Source organism: Marinobacterium rhizophilum (assembly GCF_024397915.1).
GTDB lineage: Bacteria > Pseudomonadota > Gammaproteobacteria > Pseudomonadales > Balneatricaceae > Marinobacterium_A > Marinobacterium_A rhizophilum_A.
Map to the genome: position 1 here is coordinate 825,409 of NZ_CP073347.1, position 18,507 is coordinate 843,915.

The 18,507-nt window shown below is 60.4% G+C and carries 17 protein-coding genes; 9 read left to right on the forward strand and 8 right to left on the reverse strand.

Annotation, left to right across the window (positions count from 1 at the left end):
- Positions 1-100: 100 nt before the first annotated feature.
- The 5 genes from KDW95_RS03575 to KDW95_RS03595 all read right to left on the reverse strand — a co-directional run bounded on the left by KDW95_RS03575 (position 101) and on the right by KDW95_RS03595 (position 6,192).
- Positions 101-898: an enoyl-CoA hydratase/isomerase family protein gene (locus KDW95_RS03575; RefSeq protein WP_255854897.1), complete on the reverse strand. Its 798-nt coding sequence runs from the start codon at positions 896-898 to the stop codon at positions 101-103.
- Positions 899-933: 35 nt separating this feature from the next.
- Entirely contained in the window at positions 934-2,541 is a 1,608-nt protein-coding gene (locus KDW95_RS03580; RefSeq protein WP_255854898.1) for a carboxyl transferase domain-containing protein, read from the reverse strand.
- A gap of 29 nt (positions 2,542-2,570) precedes the next feature.
- Positions 2,571-3,737, reverse strand: coding sequence for an isovaleryl-CoA dehydrogenase (locus KDW95_RS03585; protein ID WP_255854899.1), 1,167 nt, complete (start codon positions 3,735-3,737; stop codon positions 2,571-2,573).
- Between the two features lie 449 nt (positions 3,738-4,186).
- Positions 4,187-5,398 (reverse strand): IS256 family transposase, encoded by a 1,212-nt coding sequence (locus KDW95_RS03590; protein WP_255853987.1) that lies wholly within the window; start codon positions 5,396-5,398, stop codon positions 4,187-4,189.
- 242 nt (positions 5,399-5,640) lie between these two features.
- Entirely contained in the window at positions 5,641-6,192 is a 552-nt protein-coding gene (locus KDW95_RS03595) for a TetR/AcrR family transcriptional regulator (protein ID WP_255854900.1), read from the reverse strand.
- A 233-nt stretch (positions 6,193-6,425) separates the two neighbouring features.
- Here KDW95_RS03595 and KDW95_RS03600 point away from each other — a divergent pair, with 233 nt between their 5' ends.
- From KDW95_RS03600 to KDW95_RS03610, 3 genes are all read left to right on the forward strand, one after another.
- Positions 6,426-8,060 carry an AMP-binding protein gene (locus KDW95_RS03600; protein ID WP_255854901.1) on the forward strand — a complete coding sequence of 545 codons (1,635 nt, stop codon included), beginning with the start codon at positions 6,426-6,428 and terminating at the stop codon, positions 8,058-8,060.
- A 65-nt stretch (positions 8,061-8,125) separates the two neighbouring features.
- Positions 8,126-8,554: a PaaI family thioesterase gene (locus KDW95_RS03605; RefSeq protein ID WP_255854902.1), complete on the forward strand. Its 429-nt coding sequence runs from the start codon at positions 8,126-8,128 to the stop codon at positions 8,552-8,554.
- A gap of 44 nt (positions 8,555-8,598) precedes the next feature.
- Entirely contained in the window at positions 8,599-9,396 is a 798-nt protein-coding gene (locus KDW95_RS03610; RefSeq protein WP_255854903.1) for an alpha/beta fold hydrolase, read from the forward strand.
- Positions 9,397-9,413: 17 nt separating this feature from the next.
- On the opposite strand, the gene KDW95_RS03615 is transcribed toward KDW95_RS03610, so the two are convergent.
- The 3 genes from KDW95_RS03615 to KDW95_RS03625 all read right to left on the reverse strand — a co-directional run bounded on the left by KDW95_RS03615 (position 9,414) and on the right by KDW95_RS03625 (position 13,464).
- The gene (locus tag KDW95_RS03615; protein WP_255854904.1) at positions 9,414-10,031 is read right to left on the reverse strand and encodes a response regulator transcription factor; all 618 of its coding nucleotides are present in this window, start codon (positions 10,029-10,031) and stop codon (positions 9,414-9,416) included.
- A 47-nt stretch (positions 10,032-10,078) separates the two neighbouring features.
- On the reverse strand, positions 10,079-11,632 hold the full coding sequence (locus KDW95_RS03620) for a PAS domain-containing sensor histidine kinase (protein ID WP_255854905.1): 1,554 nt from the start codon (positions 11,630-11,632) through the stop codon (positions 10,079-10,081).
- A gap of 119 nt (positions 11,633-11,751) precedes the next feature.
- Positions 11,752-13,464 (reverse strand): sigma-54-dependent Fis family transcriptional regulator, encoded by a 1,713-nt coding sequence (locus tag KDW95_RS03625; RefSeq protein WP_255854906.1) that lies wholly within the window; start codon positions 13,462-13,464, stop codon positions 11,752-11,754.
- Positions 13,465-13,894: 430 nt separating this feature from the next.
- On the opposite strand from KDW95_RS03625, the gene KDW95_RS03630 reads away from it, so the two are divergent.
- The 6 genes from KDW95_RS03630 (at position 13,895) to KDW95_RS03655 (ending at position 18,479) form a co-directional block, all read left to right on the forward strand.
- Positions 13,895-14,167: a phenol hydroxylase subunit gene (locus tag KDW95_RS03630; RefSeq protein ID WP_255854907.1), complete on the forward strand. Its 273-nt coding sequence runs from the start codon at positions 13,895-13,897 to the stop codon at positions 14,165-14,167.
- 1 nt (position 14,168) lies between these two features.
- The gene (locus tag KDW95_RS03635; RefSeq protein ID WP_255854908.1) at positions 14,169-15,164 is read left to right on the forward strand and encodes an aromatic/alkene monooxygenase hydroxylase subunit beta; all 996 of its coding nucleotides are present in this window, start codon (positions 14,169-14,171) and stop codon (positions 15,162-15,164) included.
- Positions 15,164-15,433 (forward strand): MmoB/DmpM family protein, encoded by a 270-nt coding sequence (locus KDW95_RS03640; protein ID WP_255854909.1) that lies wholly within the window; start codon positions 15,164-15,166, stop codon positions 15,431-15,433. Before KDW95_RS03635 ends, KDW95_RS03640 begins: the two co-directional genes overlap by 1 nt.
- 30 nt (positions 15,434-15,463) lie before the next feature.
- Complete coding sequence (locus tag KDW95_RS03645; protein WP_255854910.1) at positions 15,464-16,966, forward strand: aromatic/alkene/methane monooxygenase hydroxylase/oxygenase subunit alpha; 1,503 nt, start codon at positions 15,464-15,466, stop codon at positions 16,964-16,966.
- Positions 16,967-17,043: 77 nt separating this feature from the next.
- A complete protein-coding gene (locus tag KDW95_RS03650; protein ID WP_255854911.1) occupies positions 17,044-17,406 on the forward strand; it encodes a phenol hydroxylase subunit P4 in 363 nt (120 codons plus the stop codon).
- Between the two features lie 11 nt (positions 17,407-17,417).
- Complete coding sequence (locus KDW95_RS03655) at positions 17,418-18,479, forward strand: NADH:ubiquinone reductase (Na(+)-transporting) subunit F (RefSeq protein WP_255854912.1); 1,062 nt, start codon at positions 17,418-17,420, stop codon at positions 18,477-18,479.
- Positions 18,480-18,507 lie beyond the last annotated feature (28 nt).

The following is an 18,507-nucleotide window of genomic DNA, read 5'->3' on the forward strand; positions in this document are numbered from 1 at the left end:
GCCTGCAGCTGCTGCGCAACCCATGCGAAATGGCTGCGCCGCTGCAACGCTGCGTATGCAGTCACCACGGTTGGCAATCAGTATCTTGTTAAGCATTCTTTTAGTCCTCGATCCAGTTCGGCGTGCGCTTTTGCAGGAAGGCGCTGAGTCCCTCCTGGCCTTCTTCGCTGACGCGGATATCGGCGATACGCCGGGCGGTATCGTTGATCAGGGCGCTGTCGATGGGTTTGTGGCTCACCGCGAACACCAGTTCCTTGGCCGCCTGCATGGCACGGGGGCCGTTGCGGCGCAGGGCCTGCACCAGGGTGTCGCAGGCCGTATCCAGTGCCGCGTTATCCTCTACCACCTCGTGCACCAGGCCAAACTGCTGTGCCTGCTCGGCACTGAACGCCTCGGCCGTTTGAAAGTAGCGCCGTGCCTGGCGCTCGCCAATGGCACGTACCACGTAGGGGCTGATGGTGGCAGGCGTCAGGCCGATGCGTACTTCGGACAGGCAGAAGCGGCTGGCCCGGGTGGCGACAACGATATCGCAGCAGGCCGCCAGGCCCACGGCGCCACCGTAGGCGGCACCCTGTATCAGGGCGATGGTGGGCTTGCTGAACGCATTCAGCGTCGACATCAGGCCCGCCAGGCCCAGGGCATCCTGCAGGTTGTCGGCATGGCTGTTGGCGGCCATGCGCTGCATCCAGTTGAAATCCGCACCGGCGGAAAAATTCTTGCCACTGGACGCCAGTACCAGCACCCGTACCGCCGGGTTTGCATCCAGCGCGACCAGGTGTTCGGTCAGGCACTGGATAATGGCATCGTCGAACGCATTGTGAATCTCGGGCCGGTTCAGCGTCAGGCGGGCGACGCCATCGGGCTGAATGTCCAGCAGAACTGTTGTTTGATCGCTCATGGGCTTCTCCGTTAGATCCCGTTACATCCGCTGGATTACATCCGAAAGACGCCGAACTTGCTGTCACTGACGGGCTTGTTCAGGGCCGCCGACAATCCCATGCCGATCACGTCCCGGGTCTGGGCGGGGTCGATCACGCCATCGTCCCACAGGCGGGCACTGGCGTAGTAGGGGTGGCCCTGGGCCTCGTACTTGTCGGCAATGGGCTGCTTGAAGGCTTTCTCGTCCTCGGCGGACCAGTCCTTGCCATCGCGCTGCAGGCCGTCGCGCTTGACGGTCGCCAGAACGCCGGCGGCCTGTTCGCCGCCCATCACGGAGATGCGGGCATTGGGCCACATCCACAGAAAATTGGGGCTGTAGGCGCGGCCACACATGCCGTAGTTGCCGGCGCCAAAGCTGCCGCCGATCAGTACCGTGAGCTTGGGCACATCGGCGCAGGCCACGGCGGTCACCATCTTGGCGCCGTGCTTGGCGATGCCTTCGGCTTCGTACTTGCGGCCCACCATGAAGCCGGTGATGTTCTGCAGGAACAGCAGCGGGATCTTGCGCTGGCAGCACAGCTCGATGAAATGAGCGCCTTTCTGGGCGGACTCCGCAAACAGGATGCCGTTGTTGGCGACGATACCCACCGGGTAGCCGTGAATATGCGCAAAGCCGGTGACCAGGGTCGTACCGTAGAGCTGCTTGAATTCGTCGAACTCGGAGCCGTCCACCAGGCGAGCAATGACATCGCGCACATCGAACGGCTTTTTCAGGTCGGTGCCCACGATGCCGTACAGCTCTTCGCTGTCGTACAACGGGCTCGTGACCGGCTTGATGGCGAGCGTCATCGGTTTGCTGCGGTTCAGGTTGGCGATGCAGCTGCGGGCGATCTGCAGCGCATGTACATCGTTCTCGGCATAGTGATCCGCCACGCCTGAAACCCGGCAGTGCACATCGGCACCGCCAAGGTCCTCGGCGGAGACTTCTTCACCGGTGGCGGCTTTCACCAGCGGCGGGCCCGCCAGGAAGATGGTGCCCTGATTGCGCACGATAATGGATTCGTCCGCCATGGCGGGGACATAGGCGCCACCCGCGGTGCAAAGCCCCATGACGACGGCGATCTGGGCGATGCCCTTGGCGGACATGCGCGCCTGGTTGTAGAAGATGCGGCCGAAGTGATCCCGGTCCGGAAAGACTTCGTCCTGCTGTGGCAGGTTGGCACCGCCAGAGTCCACCAGGTAGATGCAGGGCAGGTGGTTCTGCTCGGCAATTTCCTGGGCGCGCAGGTGCTTTTTAACCGTCAGCGGGAAGTAGGTGCCGCCCTTAACGGTGGCATCGTTGGCGATGATCATGCATTCAAGGCCGCACACCCGGCCAATGCCCGTGATAATGCCGGCGGCTGGCACATCCTGTTCATACACCTGGTAGGCCGCCAGCTGCGACAGCTCGATAAAGGCCGAGCCTTCATCCAGCAGGCGGTTGATGCGCTCGCGTGGCAGCAGTTTGCCCCGGGCGGTATGGCGGGCCTGGTAGGCGGGGCCGCCGCCCTGTTCGACGGTGGCGACTTTTTCGCGCAGGTCGCCCACGGCCCTGGCCATGGCATCGTACTTCTGGCGGTACTCGTCGCTGCGCGGGTTAATCCTGGACTGTAACTGGGTCATGGCTGAATCCTCAAAATCGGCAGGGTTGCTTACTTGTTAAGGAACAGCTCGCGGCCGATCAGCATGCGACGGATCTCGGAGGTGCCGGCGCCGATCTCGTACAGCTTGGCGTCGCGCAGCAGTCGCCCGGTGGAGAATTCGTTGATGTAGCCGTTGCCACCGAGCAGCTGAATGGCATCCAGTGCCAGTTTGGTGGCGTTTTCCGCCGAGTACAGAATCGCACCGGCGGCGTCCTTGCGGCTGGTCTCGCCGCGCTGGGCGGCCAGGGCCACCATGTAAACGTAGGATTTGGCAGCATTCATCAGGGTGTACATGTCGGCCACCTTGCCCTGCACCAGCTGGAACTCGCCGATGGCCTGGCCGAACTGGCTGCGTTCGCGGATATAGGGCACGACCACATCCAGAGCCGCCTGCATGATGCCCAGCGGACCACCGGAGAGCACCAGGCGCTCGTAGTCCAGCCCGCTCATCAGTACCTTCACGCCGCCGTTAAGCTGACCGAGGATGTTTTCCTTGGGCACGATGCAGTCCTGGAACACCAGCTCACAGGTGTTGGAGCCGCGCATGCCGAGCTTGTCGAGCTTCTGGGCACGGGAGAAACCGGGGAAATCGCGTTCGATGATAAAGGCGGTAATGCCGTGAGGGCCCTTGGCATGGTCGGTTTTGGCATAGACCACGTACACATGGGCATCGGGTCCGTTGGTGATCCACATCTTGTTGCCATTGAGCACGAAATGGTCGCCATTGTCGCGGGCCGTGAGTTTCATGGACACCACATCGGAGCCGGCGTTGGGTTCTGACATCGCCAGGGCGCCGATGTGCTCGCCGCTGATCAGTTTGGGCAGGTACTGCTGCTTCTGTTCCTCGCTGCCGTTGCGGTGAATCTGGTTCACACAGAGGTTGGAGTGAGCACCGTAGGACAGGCCGATGGATGCGGATGCCCGGCTGATTTCTTCCATGGCAATGACGTGGGCCAGGTAGCCCATGTCGACACCGCCGTATTCTTCCTTGACCGTGATGCCCAGCAGGCCCATGTCACCAAACTTGCGCCACAGCTGGTTGGGGAATTCGTTCTTCTGGTCGGTTTCTTCGGCCAGCGGGGCGATTTCCTTGGCCGCGAAGGCATTTATCTGTTCGCGCAGCATGTCCAGAGTTTCGCCCAGACCAAAATTCAGCTCGGAGTATTGAGAAATCATTGTTACCAGCCCTCGCAGTGCAGGAATATTCGATGCGGATAACCCGCCTGAAAATTAACTATACGCAATCGTATGTTTGTTTTTGGGTTGAGTCAATACGGGTGCGTATTTTTGAATTGGATGCCTGGCTATAAGGGTAGACCAATGACGGGTGGCAAGGGGCAGAGAGCAAGGGAAAGGCCAAAGGAGCAAGGAACAGGACTGCAGGTGCAAGGTTCAAGGTGAAAGGGAGCGAAGGTAACGTCCGTAGGAGCTGCGCTCCGCAGCGAAGTTTTTGGGGGCGATGGCAAGGTAAAATCAGGGGCGAGGGAAGAGGGGCGAGGGGCAAGGTGAAAGGAAAAGTGCAGGCAGAAGCAGGTTGAAGTGACGAGAGGGGATGTGGTGTGGAAGCGGGTGCGTTAGATTGCCTGCTTCGAGACTGTAAATTTTTCTGTGTAAGTAGCGGTATATCACAGTGAGAGTCGATCACCGAAAATGATGATGAACTGACTCATCGCCTGTTTCCAGTCCCTGATCGGCATCGTCCACTTCTTTGAGATGTGGTGCAACGCCAGATAGAGCACTTTCATCACCGATTTGTCGGTCGGGAATGAGCGGCGAGTCTTGGTCACTTTGCGCAACGAGGCGTTGAGGGACTCGATCGCGTTGGTGGTGTAAATCACCTTGCGGATCTGTGGCGGGTAATCGAAGAACACGCACAGGCGTTCCCAGTTTGCTCGCCAGGAACGGCTGATCGTTGGGTGCTCTTCGTCCCACTTGGCCGCGAAGGCGTCCAGCGCAGTCTCGGCTGCGGAGAGTGTCACTGCGCCGTAAATAGTGCGCAGGTCGGCAGCCACCTCCTTACGTTGTTTCCAGCTTACGTAACGCAACGAATAACGTACCTGGTGCACGATACACAGCTGGACCTGGGTCTTGGGGTACACGGCTTCAATGGCTTCTGGGAACCCCTTCAGACCATCGACGCAGGCGATCAGGATATCCTGCACACCGCGGTTCTTGAGCTCGGTGACCACTGACAGCCAGAACTTGGCACCCTCTGTCTGCGCCATCCATAGGCCTAGCAGTTCTTTCTCACCGTCCATGTTGATGCCTAACGCCAGATAAACCGACCTGTTCTGAACCATGCCGGACTCGCGGCTGCGAACCGCCAAGGCATCGAGATAGACGATGGGGTAGACCGTATCCAGTGGCCGATTTTGCCAGGCATTCACTTCATCCATCACGGCATTCGTCACCTGGGAGATAAAGGTTGGCGAGACCTCGACGCCGTAGGTTTCTTGAAAGTGGGCCTGGATATCACGGGTGGTCATGCCTCGGGCGTACAACGACACGATCCGGTCATCGAAGCCCTGTAGCTGCTTCTCGCCTTTTTTAACCAGCTGGGGCTCAAAGGTGCCGTTGCGGTCTCGCGGTACATCCAGGTCGATATCACCGTGAATGGAACGGACTGACTTACGATTCTTGCCGTTGCGGGAATTGCCGGTATTTTTACCGGCTGTGTCGTGTTTTGCATAACCGAGATGACTTTCCATCTCGGCCTCCAAGGCTCGCTCGGCCACTTTTTTGGTGAGCTGCCTGAGAAGGCCGGACTCGCCGAGGATATCTTCAGGGCTGGAGCAGCCTTCCAGCAACTGATCTATAAGGGTGTCTGATATAGGCATTCTGTTGTCCTTTCAACAGGTTGGAAGAATGCCACTTACACAGATTTTTTTACACTCTCCCTGCTTCAACGCCGCGGGCTTTACCCTGCTTCCCGGAATTCGCAGGCTCATTCTCGAAACTCGCTTCGCTCCTTTCCCGGAATTCGTAAACTCATTCCAAGCTACGTGGCCTGCTCTCCCTTGAGCCTTGAACCTTGCCTCTGCTTGTCCCTTGCCCCTTTTTTTCTGTACGCCGAAAGGCGTCAGTCTTCGATCAGGAAGCGGGTGCAGTGTTGCTTGATTTTTTTGGGGTCCAGGCTGCAGCTCTGGTCGTTCAGCAGGCTCTGGCCGAACACGAAGGCATAGAACAGGTAAGCGCGGGCATAGGCCTCCTCCGGCGACAGCTTCAGCTTGCCAAAGAGGCTGGACACGCATTTCAGGCGTTCTTCGTCCACCGACTGTACCGCGAGGGCCGCCTGGGTGTCCACGCGGGCCCAGCCGCGTACCGCCAGTTCGATGGCATTGCCGCGGGGGTTGGCGTTGTCGGTGTAGAGTCGTATCAGGTATTTCAGAGTATCGGCGGCGTGCTCTTCATCCCGGGTCTGCTCATGAATGATCTCGATACGGCGCAGGCGCCATTGCTCCAGCATGTTCTGCAGTAGTTCGTCGCGATTGCGAAAGTGCCAGTAGAAACCGCCCTTGGTGACGCGCAGGCGTTTGGCCAGCCCCTCGATCTTGATACTGTCGACCCCGCCTTCGGCCAGTACCGTAAAAGCTTCGTTGATCCACTGGTCGCGGCTCAGTTTAACGTTCATCCTGCAGTCCTTAGATACGCTCTGGCACAGGTTACCTTAAAACCCGAATATTCGTAAGCGTATGGGCGCGCCCCGGTGAGCGCAGCGACAGATTTTTTGCGAGTTTTGGTTTACGTGAACGTAAAGTCGATGTTATTAATACGGGAAATCCCTTATTTCTGTTCATGGGTCGAACGCGATTCCGGGGTTCGAGATGGGCGGCCTGACAACACTAACAATCGAGGCAGGGCACAATGAGCACTCATGCGTATGCAGCATTTAACGCTGAATTCACGCCGGCAGAGGTGGAGCAGCACCTGGTCGGCGATCTGGCAACGGGTTTCAATGTCTGTGAGGAAATCTGCGACCGCTGGGCCGACGAGGACCGCACGGCGCTGTTCTACGAAGGCGCGGACAGGCCCGCGAGCGAACACAGTTTTGCCGAACTGCAGGGCAAGGCGGCCCGCTTTGCCAACTACCTCAGCGCCCAGGGGATCGGCAAGGGGGACCGGGTGGCGGGCCTGTTGCCCCGAACGCCGGAGCTGCTGGTGGTCATTCTGGGAACATTGCGTGCGGGCGCCGTTTACCAGCCGCTGTTTACCGCCTTTGGCTCGGGTGCCATCGAGTACCGGCTGGAGCGTGCCGGCACAAGGCTGGTGGTGACGGACAGTGCCAATCGCAGCAAGCTTGATACGATCAAAGGCTGTCCGCCGATACTGCGGGTCGGAGGCGACTCGGCGGCCTCTGATGATGCGGATTTTGACACTGAGCTTGCGGCGCAGTCGGATCAGTTCGCGCCGGTACGCATTGGTGCGGATGAGCCCTTTTTGCAGATGTTCACCTCGGGCACCGTCGGCAAGGCCAAGGGGGTTGCGGTGCCGGCCCGGGCACTGTTGTCCTTCTATGTCTATATGCGCCATGCCGTTGGCCTGGAACCGCAGGATCGTTACTGGAACGTGGCAGACCCCGGCTGGGCCTACGGGCTTTACTATGCGGTCGTCGGGCCGCTGCTGCTGGGTAATGCTACCCATTTCAACGAGAACGGCTTTACCGCCGACAGCACCTACGAGATGCTGCGCAAGTACCGCATCACCAACCTGGCGGCGGCACCCACGGCCTACCGTCTGCTAATGGCCAATGACGAGGGCACGGGCGAGGCGCTCGGGCTGCGCCTGGCCAGCAGTGCCGGGGAGGCGCTTAACCCGGAGGTGATCGGCTGGGTGAAACGCCGCCTGGGGTGCCCGGTCATGGACCATTACGGCCAGACCGAGACCGGCATGACCTGCTGCAACCACCACAAGCTGGAGCATCAGGTGCGGGTCGGCTCCATGGGCTTTTCGATGCCGGGGCACCGGGTGGTGGCACTGGATACGGAGTGCAACGAAATCGGCGAAGGCGAGATTGGCCAGCTGGCCGTGGATACCGCCGCTTCGCCGCTGTTTTTCTTCCAGGGTTACACCTGGGGTGAAAAGAACCCCTTCCATGGGCGTTATTACCTCACCGGCGATGTCGTCATCAGCCATGGCGATGGCAGTTACTCCTTTACCGGGCGTGATGACGACATCATTACCACCGCCGGTTACCGGGTGGGGCCTGCCGATGTCGAGAGCACCCTGCTGGAGCACCCGTCGGTGGCGGAGAGTGCCGTGGTGGGCAAGCCGGACCTAAAGCGCGGCGCCATCATCAAGGCCTATGTGGTGCTCAGGTCCCAGTACGAGGCCTCGCCAGCACTGGCCGACGAGCTCAAGCAGCTGGTACGCTCGCGCCTTTCAACCCATGCCTTCCCGCGGGAAATCGAGTTTATCGAAGCCCTGCCCAAGACGCCCAGCGGCAAGATTCAGCGTTTTGTGCTGCGCAATCAGGCGCGCGAAGAAAGCGCGGCGCCGTAGCGGCTGTCACCACCTATCTCGCGGGCGCCCGGTGCGCCCGGCGTTTAGCCCACAAGGAGGAATCGATGCCGGTACTGGACCTGCAGCAGTTAAATGATTTTCTGGCCGAACACTTTCCCCAGGGGGAACAATACGGTGCGCTGGAGTCCGTGGGGCCAGGCACGGCGGTGATGCGCCTTGCGGTATCCGCCCAGCACCTGCGCCCGGGGGGCTCGGTGTCGGGGCCGGCCATGATGGGGCTGGCCGATGTGGCGGTCTATGCCGCCTTGCTGACCCGCATAGGGCCCGTGCCGCTGGCCGTGACCAGCAACCTTAATATCAATTTCCTGCGCAAGCCCCTGGCAGGCGCCGACCTGATCGCGGATGCCCGCATGCTCAAGGTGGGCAGAATGCTGGGGGTGGGTGAGGTTTATCTGTATTCTGGTGCCGATGCTGCTCGCGCGGGAACCGATCCGGTGGCGCACGCCACCCTGACCTATGCCATTCCGCAATAGAAACGCAGGCTCGGGCAGGGCTGCCAAAGATAGGATGAAACCAGATGCTTGAATGGACCACCGTTGAGCTGGAGCCGGCGCCGGATGTGCGTATCCGTGCCCTGCATGGCCGCCATGGCGTGACGGCAACGCCCGTCCCGACCCTGGTGCTGTTGCACGAGGCTCTGGGCTGTATTGCGATGTGGAAGGATGTGCCGCAGCAACTGGCGGCAAGGACCGGTTGTGATGTATTCGTGTACGAGCGTCGGGGCTATGGCGGTTCAACCCCGATTGCGCTGCCGCGCCCCGGCGACTATCTGGAACAGGAGGGGCGCGACTGGTTAGCGCGGATACTGGATAGCGCCGCTATCACGGGCCCGGTCATTCTGGTGGGACACAGCGATGGCGGCTCTATCGCGCTGGTGGGTGCCGCGGTACTGGGCGAGCGGGTGCTTGGGCTGGTCACCATGGCGGCGCATATCTATATCGACCACCTGACCCTGGCGGGCATTGGCGAAGCGGTGGCGCGTTACCACGCGCCTGGCAGCGACCTGCCGGCCCGCCTGGCGCGCTATCATGGCGAGCGCACCGATCTGCTGTTTCGTGCCTGGCACGAAACCTGGGCCCGGCCTGCCTATGCCACCTTTGATCTCAGCCCCTGGCTGAGCGATATCCGCTGCCAGGCGCTGATCATGCAGGGTGTGGATGACCAATACGGCGTGCCGGAGCAGGTGAGCGATATCTGCGCCGGGATTGGTCCGCGTGCCCAGCCGCTGCTGATACCGGACTGCGGCCATATACCGCACCTCGAAGCGCCACAGCAGAGCCTCACGGCCATCGTCGAGTTTGTGGCCCGCCTGTAGGCAGGGCCGCCGGGTATTCAGGTGCTCATATCCAGCGTTGCTGCCAGGGTCACGAGCTCTGGCAGGCTCTGCGCCTGCATCTTGGCCATGACCCTTGAACGATGCACTTCCACGGTCTTGGGGCTGATTCCCAGGTCCTCGGCGATTTCGCGGTTGGCGCGCCCGGTCACCACCAGCGCCATGACTTCCTTTTCCCGCCGGCTCAGGCTGTCGTAGCGGCTGCGGGTCTGTTCCTGTTCCTGCCTGTGCTGTTGCAGCTCGCCGGCATGGCGCAGCCCGAGCTTGACGCGGTGCAGCAGCAGGGCATCGTCGAACGGCTTTTCGAGAAAATCCATCGCGCCGTTCTTGATGGCGGTGACGGCCATGGGAATGTCACCGTGGCCACTGAGCACGATGATTGGCAGCGCAATGCCCTGTTCCTGCAGCATTTGCTGCAGTGCCAGGCCGCTTATATCGGGCATGCGCACATCCAGCAGCATGCAGCCGGGGCTGCCATCAAAGCCATCCAGAAAGGCCTGGGCAGAGTTGAAGCTGGTTACGCGCAGACCGTCTGACTCAAGCAGCCACTGCATGGAGGCGCGGAAATCATCGTCGTCATCCACGATAAATACCGTCCCGTCCGGTGGAGTCTTCATAGCTCATCCTGAAAAGTGAAATAGGGGGCCGCTGTCCTGTCGCAGGGTCAGGGCCATTGATCCGGGTGCTGGCCAAGCGGCAACCGAAAGCGAAACACCGTGCCGCTGTGGCCATCGCTCTGGGCCCACAGCTGGCCGCCATGGCTTTCAATAATGGTTCTGGAGATGGCCAGGCCCATGCCAAGCCCGCTGGGCTTGGACGTAAAAAAGGCATCGAACAGCTGACCCAGTGCCTCCGCACTCACCCCCCGGGCACAATCGGTAATGGCGACCTCGATATGCCCCTGGTCACAGCGGCTGCCAATGGTAACCGTTCGCCAGGCCTGCTCACAATCGCTGTAGGCCTCGATGGCATTGCGAACCAGGTTTAGCAGCACCTGCTCGATCTGAATGCGATCCGCGGTCAGCTGCGGATCGGTCGGGTCAAGATCAAAGCGAAACTCGATCTGGTTATCCCGCGCTTCCTGGCGCAGAAAGCCCGTTACGTCCTGGCAACTGTCGTTGATGGAAAACGCGACACGCTGGTATTCGGTGCGTTTCACATAACTGCGAATGCGCTTGATGATTTCGGCGGCGCGTTTCGCCTGTCCCGCGATCAGCTGCATGGCCTGCAAGGCCTGGTCGAGGCTGAGCTCCCCGCCGTCTTCGGATCGGCGCAGGGTGCCGCGACAGTAGTTCAGGATGGCCGCCAGCGGCTGGTTGATCTCATGGGCCAGCCCCGTCGCCATTTCGCCCACCGACAGCAGGCGCGACATGTGGGCGAGCTCCAGTTGCTGGCGCCTGGCGGCATCCTCGGCCTTGCGCTTGTGGGTAATATCGCGGCCGATGATCGAGTAATACTCGACGCGGCGGTTGTCGACATGGTTGCGGTGGGCGATGATCTCGCGCACCTCGGCAATGCGTGAATCCTTGCCGGCGGGCAGCTGCAGTGCAATGCTGCCATACCAGCAGCCATGCTGCGCGGCGTGTTCCAGGCCCGCCAGCAACAGGGTGCTGTAGGTGGTTTCATCAAACAGCTCACGCAGGTTCAAGGCAATGGTGCCGTCCGGGCCGCTGCCCAGGGTGCTGGAGGCGGCTTCGTTCAGGTACGTGAGCTGCAGGTTGTCGGGCGCACAGAACATGATCATGTCGGAGCTGGATTCCACCACCCGGGCCAGACGGCGGGTGGCGCGCTGGGCCTGTTCACGCTGGGTGACATCGCGGGATACGCAGATGATCTCCATCGGTTCGCCGCTGTCGTCGCGAATGGTGCGGCTGGTGGTCTCGAGCCAGACGTAATGACCGTCCCTGTGGCGATAGCGATACACATTGGTATAGAGGCCGCCGCGATAACTCACCGATTCGGCACGTTTTACCAGGTTGTCGGCATCATCGGGGTGGAACAGGTCGTAACCTGGCGTGCCGATGATCTGCGAGGCCTTGTACCCCAGCAGCCGTTCCACGGCGGGGCTCACATCCACGTAGGTCCACTCGCTGGTGGGCGTGTGGCGCGAGATCATGTCGGTGGACTGCTCCACCAGCAGGCGATAACGCTCGGCCTCGCGGCGGGCTTCATCGAGTTCTGCGAGCAGTTGGTTGTGCTGTGCGGCAGTGAGGCTCATGGTCATTCGGTCTGAGAGGTGAATAGGCGCATCAGGCCCCAGTGTACCCAAAGTACTACGGGAATACCCTTGCCCGCTGGCAGTCAGGGCCGCGCGGGCCTTGCCGGCCCGGCCTGTCGTCAGTCAGCGCTGTGTTTTTTCAGTTTGTAGGCCAGCTGGGGGCGCGTCATGCCGAGCAGGCGGGCGGCCCGGGCGACATTGTTGCCGGCCCTGTCCATGGCGCTGGCAATCAGCTGCGCTTCCATCTGCTCCAGGCTGACGTTCTCGTTCAGCAGCTGGCCGCACAATCGTTGCAGTGACTGGGGCGGCGCGGCCTCAGCACAGGGCTGGGCGCTGATTCCGCCTGCCCGGTTGATGGTGTTCAGCGGGTGGCTGGGTTCGGACAGCGACGGGAACAGGGCCTCGATATCAATGGTATGGTTGTTGTCACTGAGGATAATGCCGCGCTCGACCAAGTTTTCCAGCTCGCGGATATTGCCAGGCCAGCTGTAGTGCAGCAGGGCCTGCAGAGCCATGTCCGATACGCCGAGGGTGCGCTTGTTGTAGAGCGCGTGGTACTTGTGCAGGAAGTGCTCGATCAGCAGCGGAATGTCTTCGGGGCGCTCGCGCAACGGCGGAATGCGAACCGGAAACACGTTGAGCCGGTAGAAGAGGTCGGCGCGGAACTTGCCCTCGCGAACCGCCATGTCCAGGTCTTCGTTGGTGGCAGCGACGACGCGTACATCGATCTTGCGGGTACGGTTGTCGCCGACGCGCTCCAGCTCGCCCTCCTGCAGTACCCGCAGCAGCGTTGCCTGGGCCCGGGGTGACAGCTCGATCACTTCATCCAGAAAGAGCGTGCCGCTGTGGGCGCGCTCGAACTTGCCTTCGCGGGACTGGGTGGCGCCGGTATAGGCGCCTTTTTCCACGCCGAACAGCTCGGCCTCGATCAGGTCCGGCGGGATGCAGGCGCAGTTCACGGCGATGAAGGGCTTGTCGGCACGGTCCGAGCTCAGATGCAGTCCCTTGGCGACCACTTCCTTGCCGACGCCGGTTTCCCCCTGTAACAGCACGGTAACGCGGCTCGACGAGGCCCGTCGAATCAGCTGGCAGACGTTCATGAAGGCACTGGAACGTCCGACGGAGTTGATCAGCAGGTCTGTGTCCTGGGGGGAGTAGCGCGCGTTGTCCCGCAGCTCGCTGAGCTGATGGCGCAGGGCAAACAGTTCGTCGGCGATGGGATCGGGCAGAAGCAGGCGTTCGAGTTCGGCGCGGTCTTCCCATTGTTCCACCGGTTTGCCAATAATGCGGCAGTGATCAGCCCCGCAGCCGGCGCATTCCTGCTCCTTGTAGATAATGGTCCGGCCCATGTAAAAGGTCGTGAATCCGCTGGCATATCCGATCAGGGTCCAGCAGATGGGGTCGTCGGCAAGGCCGAAGTCATGCCGGTGTACTTCGGCCTCGTAGGAGTCGAACCAGTCAAATTCACCATAAAACGTGCCGGCTTCTATATCGAATTCCAGGTCGATGGGCTGCACATTGACCATCCCCTTTATGGCGTGCAGCTGGGGGCCCACGAAAAAGGCCTCTTTCTGTGACAAATCCGGTCGCACCTTGCTCACCAGCTCTGCATCCTTCCAGCCCGAATGGTAGCCAAAGCGCATCAGGAAACCGCGTGTGCGTTCAACGCCCATGGTCTCGACCAGCTCCTTGCGTAACTGGCCCATAACGGCGGAATGAATCAGCAGCATGCGCTGCTCGTTGAACCAGATCTTGCCACGCTCCGGTTCAAAGCGGATTTGCGACAGCAGGTCTTCGTTTGCAGGCAGCTGCAGATCGGTCTGGGTGGTCATTGTTGTTATATACCGGCGCTGAAATTGAGATCTCTTTTTATTGTTGAATGATTTTCGCCTGAATTGGAAGGGCTGCTGAGGCTGGGTCGCATAAGGGTCGCGGGGCGAGCGGCGTCTTACCCGGCCGGACGGGGTTTATCAAATGATCACTTTGCCCGGGGCGGTTTTATCAATTGCTTACTTTTGCCAGCAGGCCAGGGCCTGGGGCCCGTCTTCAAAATCGCGGCTGATAACCCGTTCCCTAATTTTAAATCACTATAAATCAATGTCTTAAATAATTTTTCCAGGCATTTTTTAGCGCCTGATCGGTATCTGGCACAGCGGTTGCTCTTGTCCTGTTGAACCTTCATCAGCGACAACGAGAACAAACGCGATGAGCAACTTGCCCTCTCAAGACACTGTCGGGACGCGTCCCGATACCTTCAATCGAATGACGAAATATATCCGCGTGCGCAGTCAGCCCGGCGAGCGTTTTGTCGAGTTCGACTTTGCCATCGGCGATCCGGCGCTGTTTGTCGAGCTGGTCATGCCACCCCGGGCCTTCGAGCACTTCTGCCAGACCCAGGGCGCCGTTGCCATGACCCCTGAACAAACCGCAGAGGTCGACGCCCAGCTGGAAAAGTGGCGCTACGGCGAAGGCACCCTGATGGCACAGAACCAGAATCGATCCGCCAATAACAACAACTCAGAGTTGGGAAATTAACATGAGCGTTGAAATCAAGACATCCACCCTGGAGCCGGTGCGCAATACCTTTGCGAACATCGAACGTCGCTTTGGCGACAAGCCCGCGACCCGCTACCAGGAGGCCACCTACGACCTGCAGGCCGAAACCAACTACCACTATCGCCCACTGTGGCAGCCCGAGTTCGAACTCAATGACAAGGGGCGTACCGCCATCCAGATGCAGGACTGGTACGCCTTCAAGGATCCGCGCCAGTACTACTACGGCGCCTATGTCGGTCAGCGTGCCCGCATGCAGGAGCACGCCGAAAACAACTACGCCTTCTTCGAAAAGCGCAACCTGGCGGCGCTGCTCAGCGATGAGCTGCGTGCCAGCCTGATCCGCCTGCTGGTACCGCTGCGTCACGTCGAACATACCGCCAACCTCAACAACATGTACGGCACTGCGTACGGCTACGGCACCGCCATCACCCAGGCACTGCTGTACGACGCCATGGATCGTCTGGGCATTGCCCAGTACTTCTCGCGTATAGGCCTGATTCTGGACGGAAACAGCGGTGAGGCGCTGCGGGAGGCAAAACAGCTGTGGCTGCAGGACCCGCTCTGGCAGGGGATGCGGGCGCTGTGCGAGGAAACCCTGGTAACCGAGGACTGGTTCGAGCTGTTCGTGGCCCAGGATCTGGTGATCGACAGCCTGATCAGCGATCTGGTCTACCGCCAGTTCGATACCTGGCTGGCCGCCAACGGCGGCCAGGACGTGGCGATGCTGACCGAGTTCATGCAGCAGTGGTGCAAGGAACACACGCGCTGGGTGGATGCCGTGCTGAAACTCGCCGCCACGGAGTCCGACACCAACAGGGCGCAGCTGGGCCAGTGGGCCGAGCGCTGGCGTGGCAAGGCCGCCGAGGCGCTGGCGCCCGTAGCACGGGAAATGCTGGGCGATGATGCCCTGGCCCAATCGCTGGCAGCGCTGGAGTCACGCCTGGTCAAGGTCGGTATCAACGGAGGAAACGCCTGATGTCCAAGGTCTATATCGCACTGCAGGACAACGATCAGTCCCGCTACATTGTTGAGGCCATCGAGGACGACAACCCCGAGGTTACCGTCAACTACCAGCCGGCCATGATCCGCATCGAATGCGAAGGCCAGCTGGTGGTTCGGCGCGAAACCGTGGAGGACAAGCTCGGGCGGGACTGGGATATACAGGAGCTGCACCTGAACCTGATTACCCTGGGCGGCAACGTCGATGAAGACGATGATCAACTCAGCCTGAGCTGGGATGCATAACCGCACTTAATAAGAAAAGAGGTTTCCGACATGGCTGCAAAAAAACTCAATACCAAAGACAAGTACCGACTGCTGACACGGGATCTGGACTGGGATTTTTCCTACGAAGACCGCAAGCAGGCCTTTCCGTTCGAGGAATTCGAGGGCATCAAGATTACCGACTGGTCGAAGTGGGAAGATCCGTTTCGCCTGACCATGGATACCTACTGGAAGTACCAGGCGGAAAAAGAGAAAAAACTCTACGCCATTTTTGATGCCGTGGCGCAGAACAACGGCCATACCAATATTTCTGATCCGCGCTACGCCAATGCCCTGAAGCTGTTCCTCACCGGCGTATCACCGCTGGAGTACCAGGCACACCAGGGCTTTGCCCATACCGGGCGCCAGTTCGGCGGCGTTGGTGCCCGCATCGCCTGCCAGATGCAGTCCATCGATGAACTTCGTCATGTGCAGACCCAGGTTCATGCCATGAGCCACTACAACAAGTTCTTCGACGGATTCCAGGATTGGTCCCACATGCATGACCGCGTCTGGTACCTGTCGGTGCCCAAGTCCTTCTTCGATGATGCCCGTAGCGCCGGGCCGTTCGAATTCCTGGTGGCCATCAGCTTCAGCTTCGAATACGTGCTGACCAACCTGCTGTTCGTGCCCTTTATGTCGGGTGCGGCCTACAACGGCGACATGGCAACCGTGACCTTCGGCTTCTCGGCCCAGTCCGACGAGGCGCGTCACATGACCCTGGGGCTGGAGGTCATCAAGTTCCTGCTGGAGCAGCACGAGGACAACGTGCCCATCGTGCAGCAGTGGATCGACAAGTGGTTCTGGCGCGGTACCCGCCTGCTCACGCTGGTGTCGATGATGATGGACTACATGCTGCCCAACAAGGTCATGAGCTGGAAGGAGGCCTGGGAAGTGTATTTCGAGGAAGCCGGCGGCGCCCTGTTCAAGGATCTCGCCCGTTACGGTATCCGGCCACCGAAGTACGCCGATGTAATCGAAAAGGAGAAGGAACACGTTTCGCATCAGGCCTGGTGGCTGTTCTACAGCTACGGCGATGCGACCGCTTTCCACACCTGGATTCCGTCCGATCAGGAGCTGGACTGGCTGAGCGAGAAGTACCCCGATACCTTCGACAAGTATTACCGCCCGCGCTGGGAGATGGCCAAAAAGATGGAGGCCGAGGGCAAGCGCTTTTACACCAAGGGCCTGCCGCAGCTGTGTAACTGCTGCCAGATTCCGCTGATGTTTACCGACATGGATAACCCGACCCAGCTGGCCTATCGCGACACCGTCTACAAGGACGAACGCTACCACTTCTGCTCCGACGGCTGTCACGACATCTTCGTCGCCGAGCCCGAGAAATATGTTCAGTCCTGGCTGCCGGTGCACCAGATCCTGCAGGGCAACTGCGGCGGGCCAGGGCTTGAGGCTGTGCTGCGCGACTACTACCGCATGAATGTCGGCGCCGACAACCTGGATATAAAAGGCTCCCCCGACGAGCAGCGCTGGAAAAGCTGGAAGGGCGTTGCCTGATTCCCGCCTCGACAAGCAGCTAACAATAACGACTGACAAGGCGCGCCGGGCCGATTCCGGCGCGCGGAGATATGACTATGTCCTTTAAAACATTGAAACCGGGCTATAGCGGTGAGGTGAAGGATCGCCTCGAAAATTTCAATGGCAACCAGCTGGTCTATGTCGGCTGGGACCATCACTTGATGTTTTGTGCGCCCTTTACCCTGCCCGTACCGCCGCAGATGACCTTTGGCGAGTTACGGGACCAGGTGATGGCAGCGGTATTCAGCCCGCACCCCGAGTGGAGCCAGATCAACTGGGACAGTGCCACCTGGCTGCTGAATGGCAAAGCCTTTGTGCCGCTGCTTGATGCATCGCTGCAGGCACAGGGTGTTGACCACAAGTCCCTGCTGCGTTTTCAGACCCCTGAGCTGGCGGGCTTTATGTCCGCGGCTGTCTGAGGGAGGCGAGCATGAGCTATGAGATTACAGTGGAACCGACCGGCGATCTGATCGAGGTCGAAGAAGGACAGACCATCCTCGATGCCGCCCTGCGCCAGGGCGTTTGGCTGCCCTTTGCCTGCGGCCACGGCACCTGTGCCACCTGCAAGGTGCAGGTACTGGAAGGCGATGCCGACATAGGCGAGGCGTCCCCCTTTGCACTGATGGATATGGAGCGGGACGAGGGCAAGATACTGGTGTGCTGCGCGCGGCCCGAATCCGATATGGTGATCGAAGCCGATATCGATGTGGACCCGGACTTCAAGGGCTTCCCGGTGCAGGATTATAGCGCCAGCGTGACGCAAATCACCGACCTGTCGCCAACGATCCGGGGCATTCAGCTGAAGCTGAATCGGCCGATGGACTTCCAGGCCGGTCAGTACATCAACCTGCAGATTCCGGGCGTAGAGGGCACGCGAGCCTTTTCCATCGCCAATGCGCCGGGCGATAACGCCACCATCGAGCTGCATGTGCGGCGGGTGGAAGGCGGCGCCGGCACGGCCTGGCTGCACGAACAGATGCAAACCGGCGACAGCCTGGCGCTCAGCGGCCCCTTCGGTCAGTTTTTCGTACGTACTTCTGATAACCAGGACGCAATCTTCCTGGCCGGCGGCTCGGGGCTTTCGAGCCCGCAGTCGATGATTCTGGATATGCTGGAGCAGGGCGATCAGCGCCAGATCTATCTGTTCCAGGGGGCACGTAACCTGGCCGAGCTCTATAACCGCGAGCTGTTCGAGACCCTGGCCCGGGAGCACGGGCATTTTCACTACATACCGGCACTGAGCGCCCCCGAGCCGGGGGACGGCTGGCAGGGCTTTCGCGGTTACGTCCATGAGGCGGCAAAGCAGCATTTCGACAACCGCTTCGACGGTCACAAGGCCTATCTCTGTGGCCCGCCACCGATGATCGATGCGGCCATCAGCACCCTGATGCAGGGGCGCCTGTTCGAGCGGGACATTCATATGGAACGTTTCGTCACCGCCGCCGATGGCGCCGCGGGCCCGGAGCGCTCGGCCCTGTTCAAGCGTATCTGAGGGCGTTGAGGCTATCAGCCAGGTGAGA

Bases quoted from the DNA above. Each gene is read 5' to 3' on its own strand.
- KDW95_RS03575 (WP_255854897.1), bottom strand. From the start codon at position 898: ATGAGCGATCAAACAACAGTTCTGCTGGACATTCAGCCCGATGGCGTC.
- KDW95_RS03580 (WP_255854898.1), bottom strand. From the start codon at position 2,541: ATGACCCAGTTACAGTCCAGGATTAACCCGCGCAGCGACGAGTACCGC.
- KDW95_RS03585 (WP_255854899.1), bottom strand. From the start codon at position 3,737: ATGATTTCTCAATACTCCGAGCTGAATTTTGGTCTGGGCGAAACTCTG.
- KDW95_RS03590 (WP_255853987.1), bottom strand. From the start codon at position 5,398: ATGCCTATATCAGACACCCTTATAGATCAGTTGCTGGAAGGCTGCTCC.
- KDW95_RS03595 (WP_255854900.1), bottom strand. From the start codon at position 6,192: ATGAACGTTAAACTGAGCCGCGACCAGTGGATCAACGAAGCTTTTACG.
- KDW95_RS03600 (WP_255854901.1), top strand. From the start codon at position 6,426: ATGAGCACTCATGCGTATGCAGCATTTAACGCTGAATTCACGCCGGCA.
- KDW95_RS03605 (WP_255854902.1), top strand. From the start codon at position 8,126: ATGCCGGTACTGGACCTGCAGCAGTTAAATGATTTTCTGGCCGAACAC.
- KDW95_RS03610 (WP_255854903.1), top strand. From the start codon at position 8,599: ATGCTTGAATGGACCACCGTTGAGCTGGAGCCGGCGCCGGATGTGCGT.
- KDW95_RS03615 (WP_255854904.1), bottom strand. From the start codon at position 10,031: ATGAAGACTCCACCGGACGGGACGGTATTTATCGTGGATGACGACGAT.
- KDW95_RS03620 (WP_255854905.1), bottom strand. From the start codon at position 11,632: ATGAGCCTCACTGCCGCACAGCACAACCAACTGCTCGCAGAACTCGAT.
- KDW95_RS03625 (WP_255854906.1), bottom strand. From the start codon at position 13,464: ATGACCACCCAGACCGATCTGCAGCTGCCTGCAAACGAAGACCTGCTG.
- KDW95_RS03630 (WP_255854907.1), top strand. From the start codon at position 13,895: ATGACGAAATATATCCGCGTGCGCAGTCAGCCCGGCGAGCGTTTTGTC.
- KDW95_RS03635 (WP_255854908.1), top strand. From the start codon at position 14,169: ATGAGCGTTGAAATCAAGACATCCACCCTGGAGCCGGTGCGCAATACC.
- KDW95_RS03640 (WP_255854909.1), top strand. From the start codon at position 15,164: ATGTCCAAGGTCTATATCGCACTGCAGGACAACGATCAGTCCCGCTAC.
- KDW95_RS03645 (WP_255854910.1), top strand. From the start codon at position 15,464: ATGGCTGCAAAAAAACTCAATACCAAAGACAAGTACCGACTGCTGACA.
- KDW95_RS03650 (WP_255854911.1), top strand. From the start codon at position 17,044: ATGTCCTTTAAAACATTGAAACCGGGCTATAGCGGTGAGGTGAAGGAT.
- KDW95_RS03655 (WP_255854912.1), top strand. From the start codon at position 17,418: ATGAGCTATGAGATTACAGTGGAACCGACCGGCGATCTGATCGAGGTC.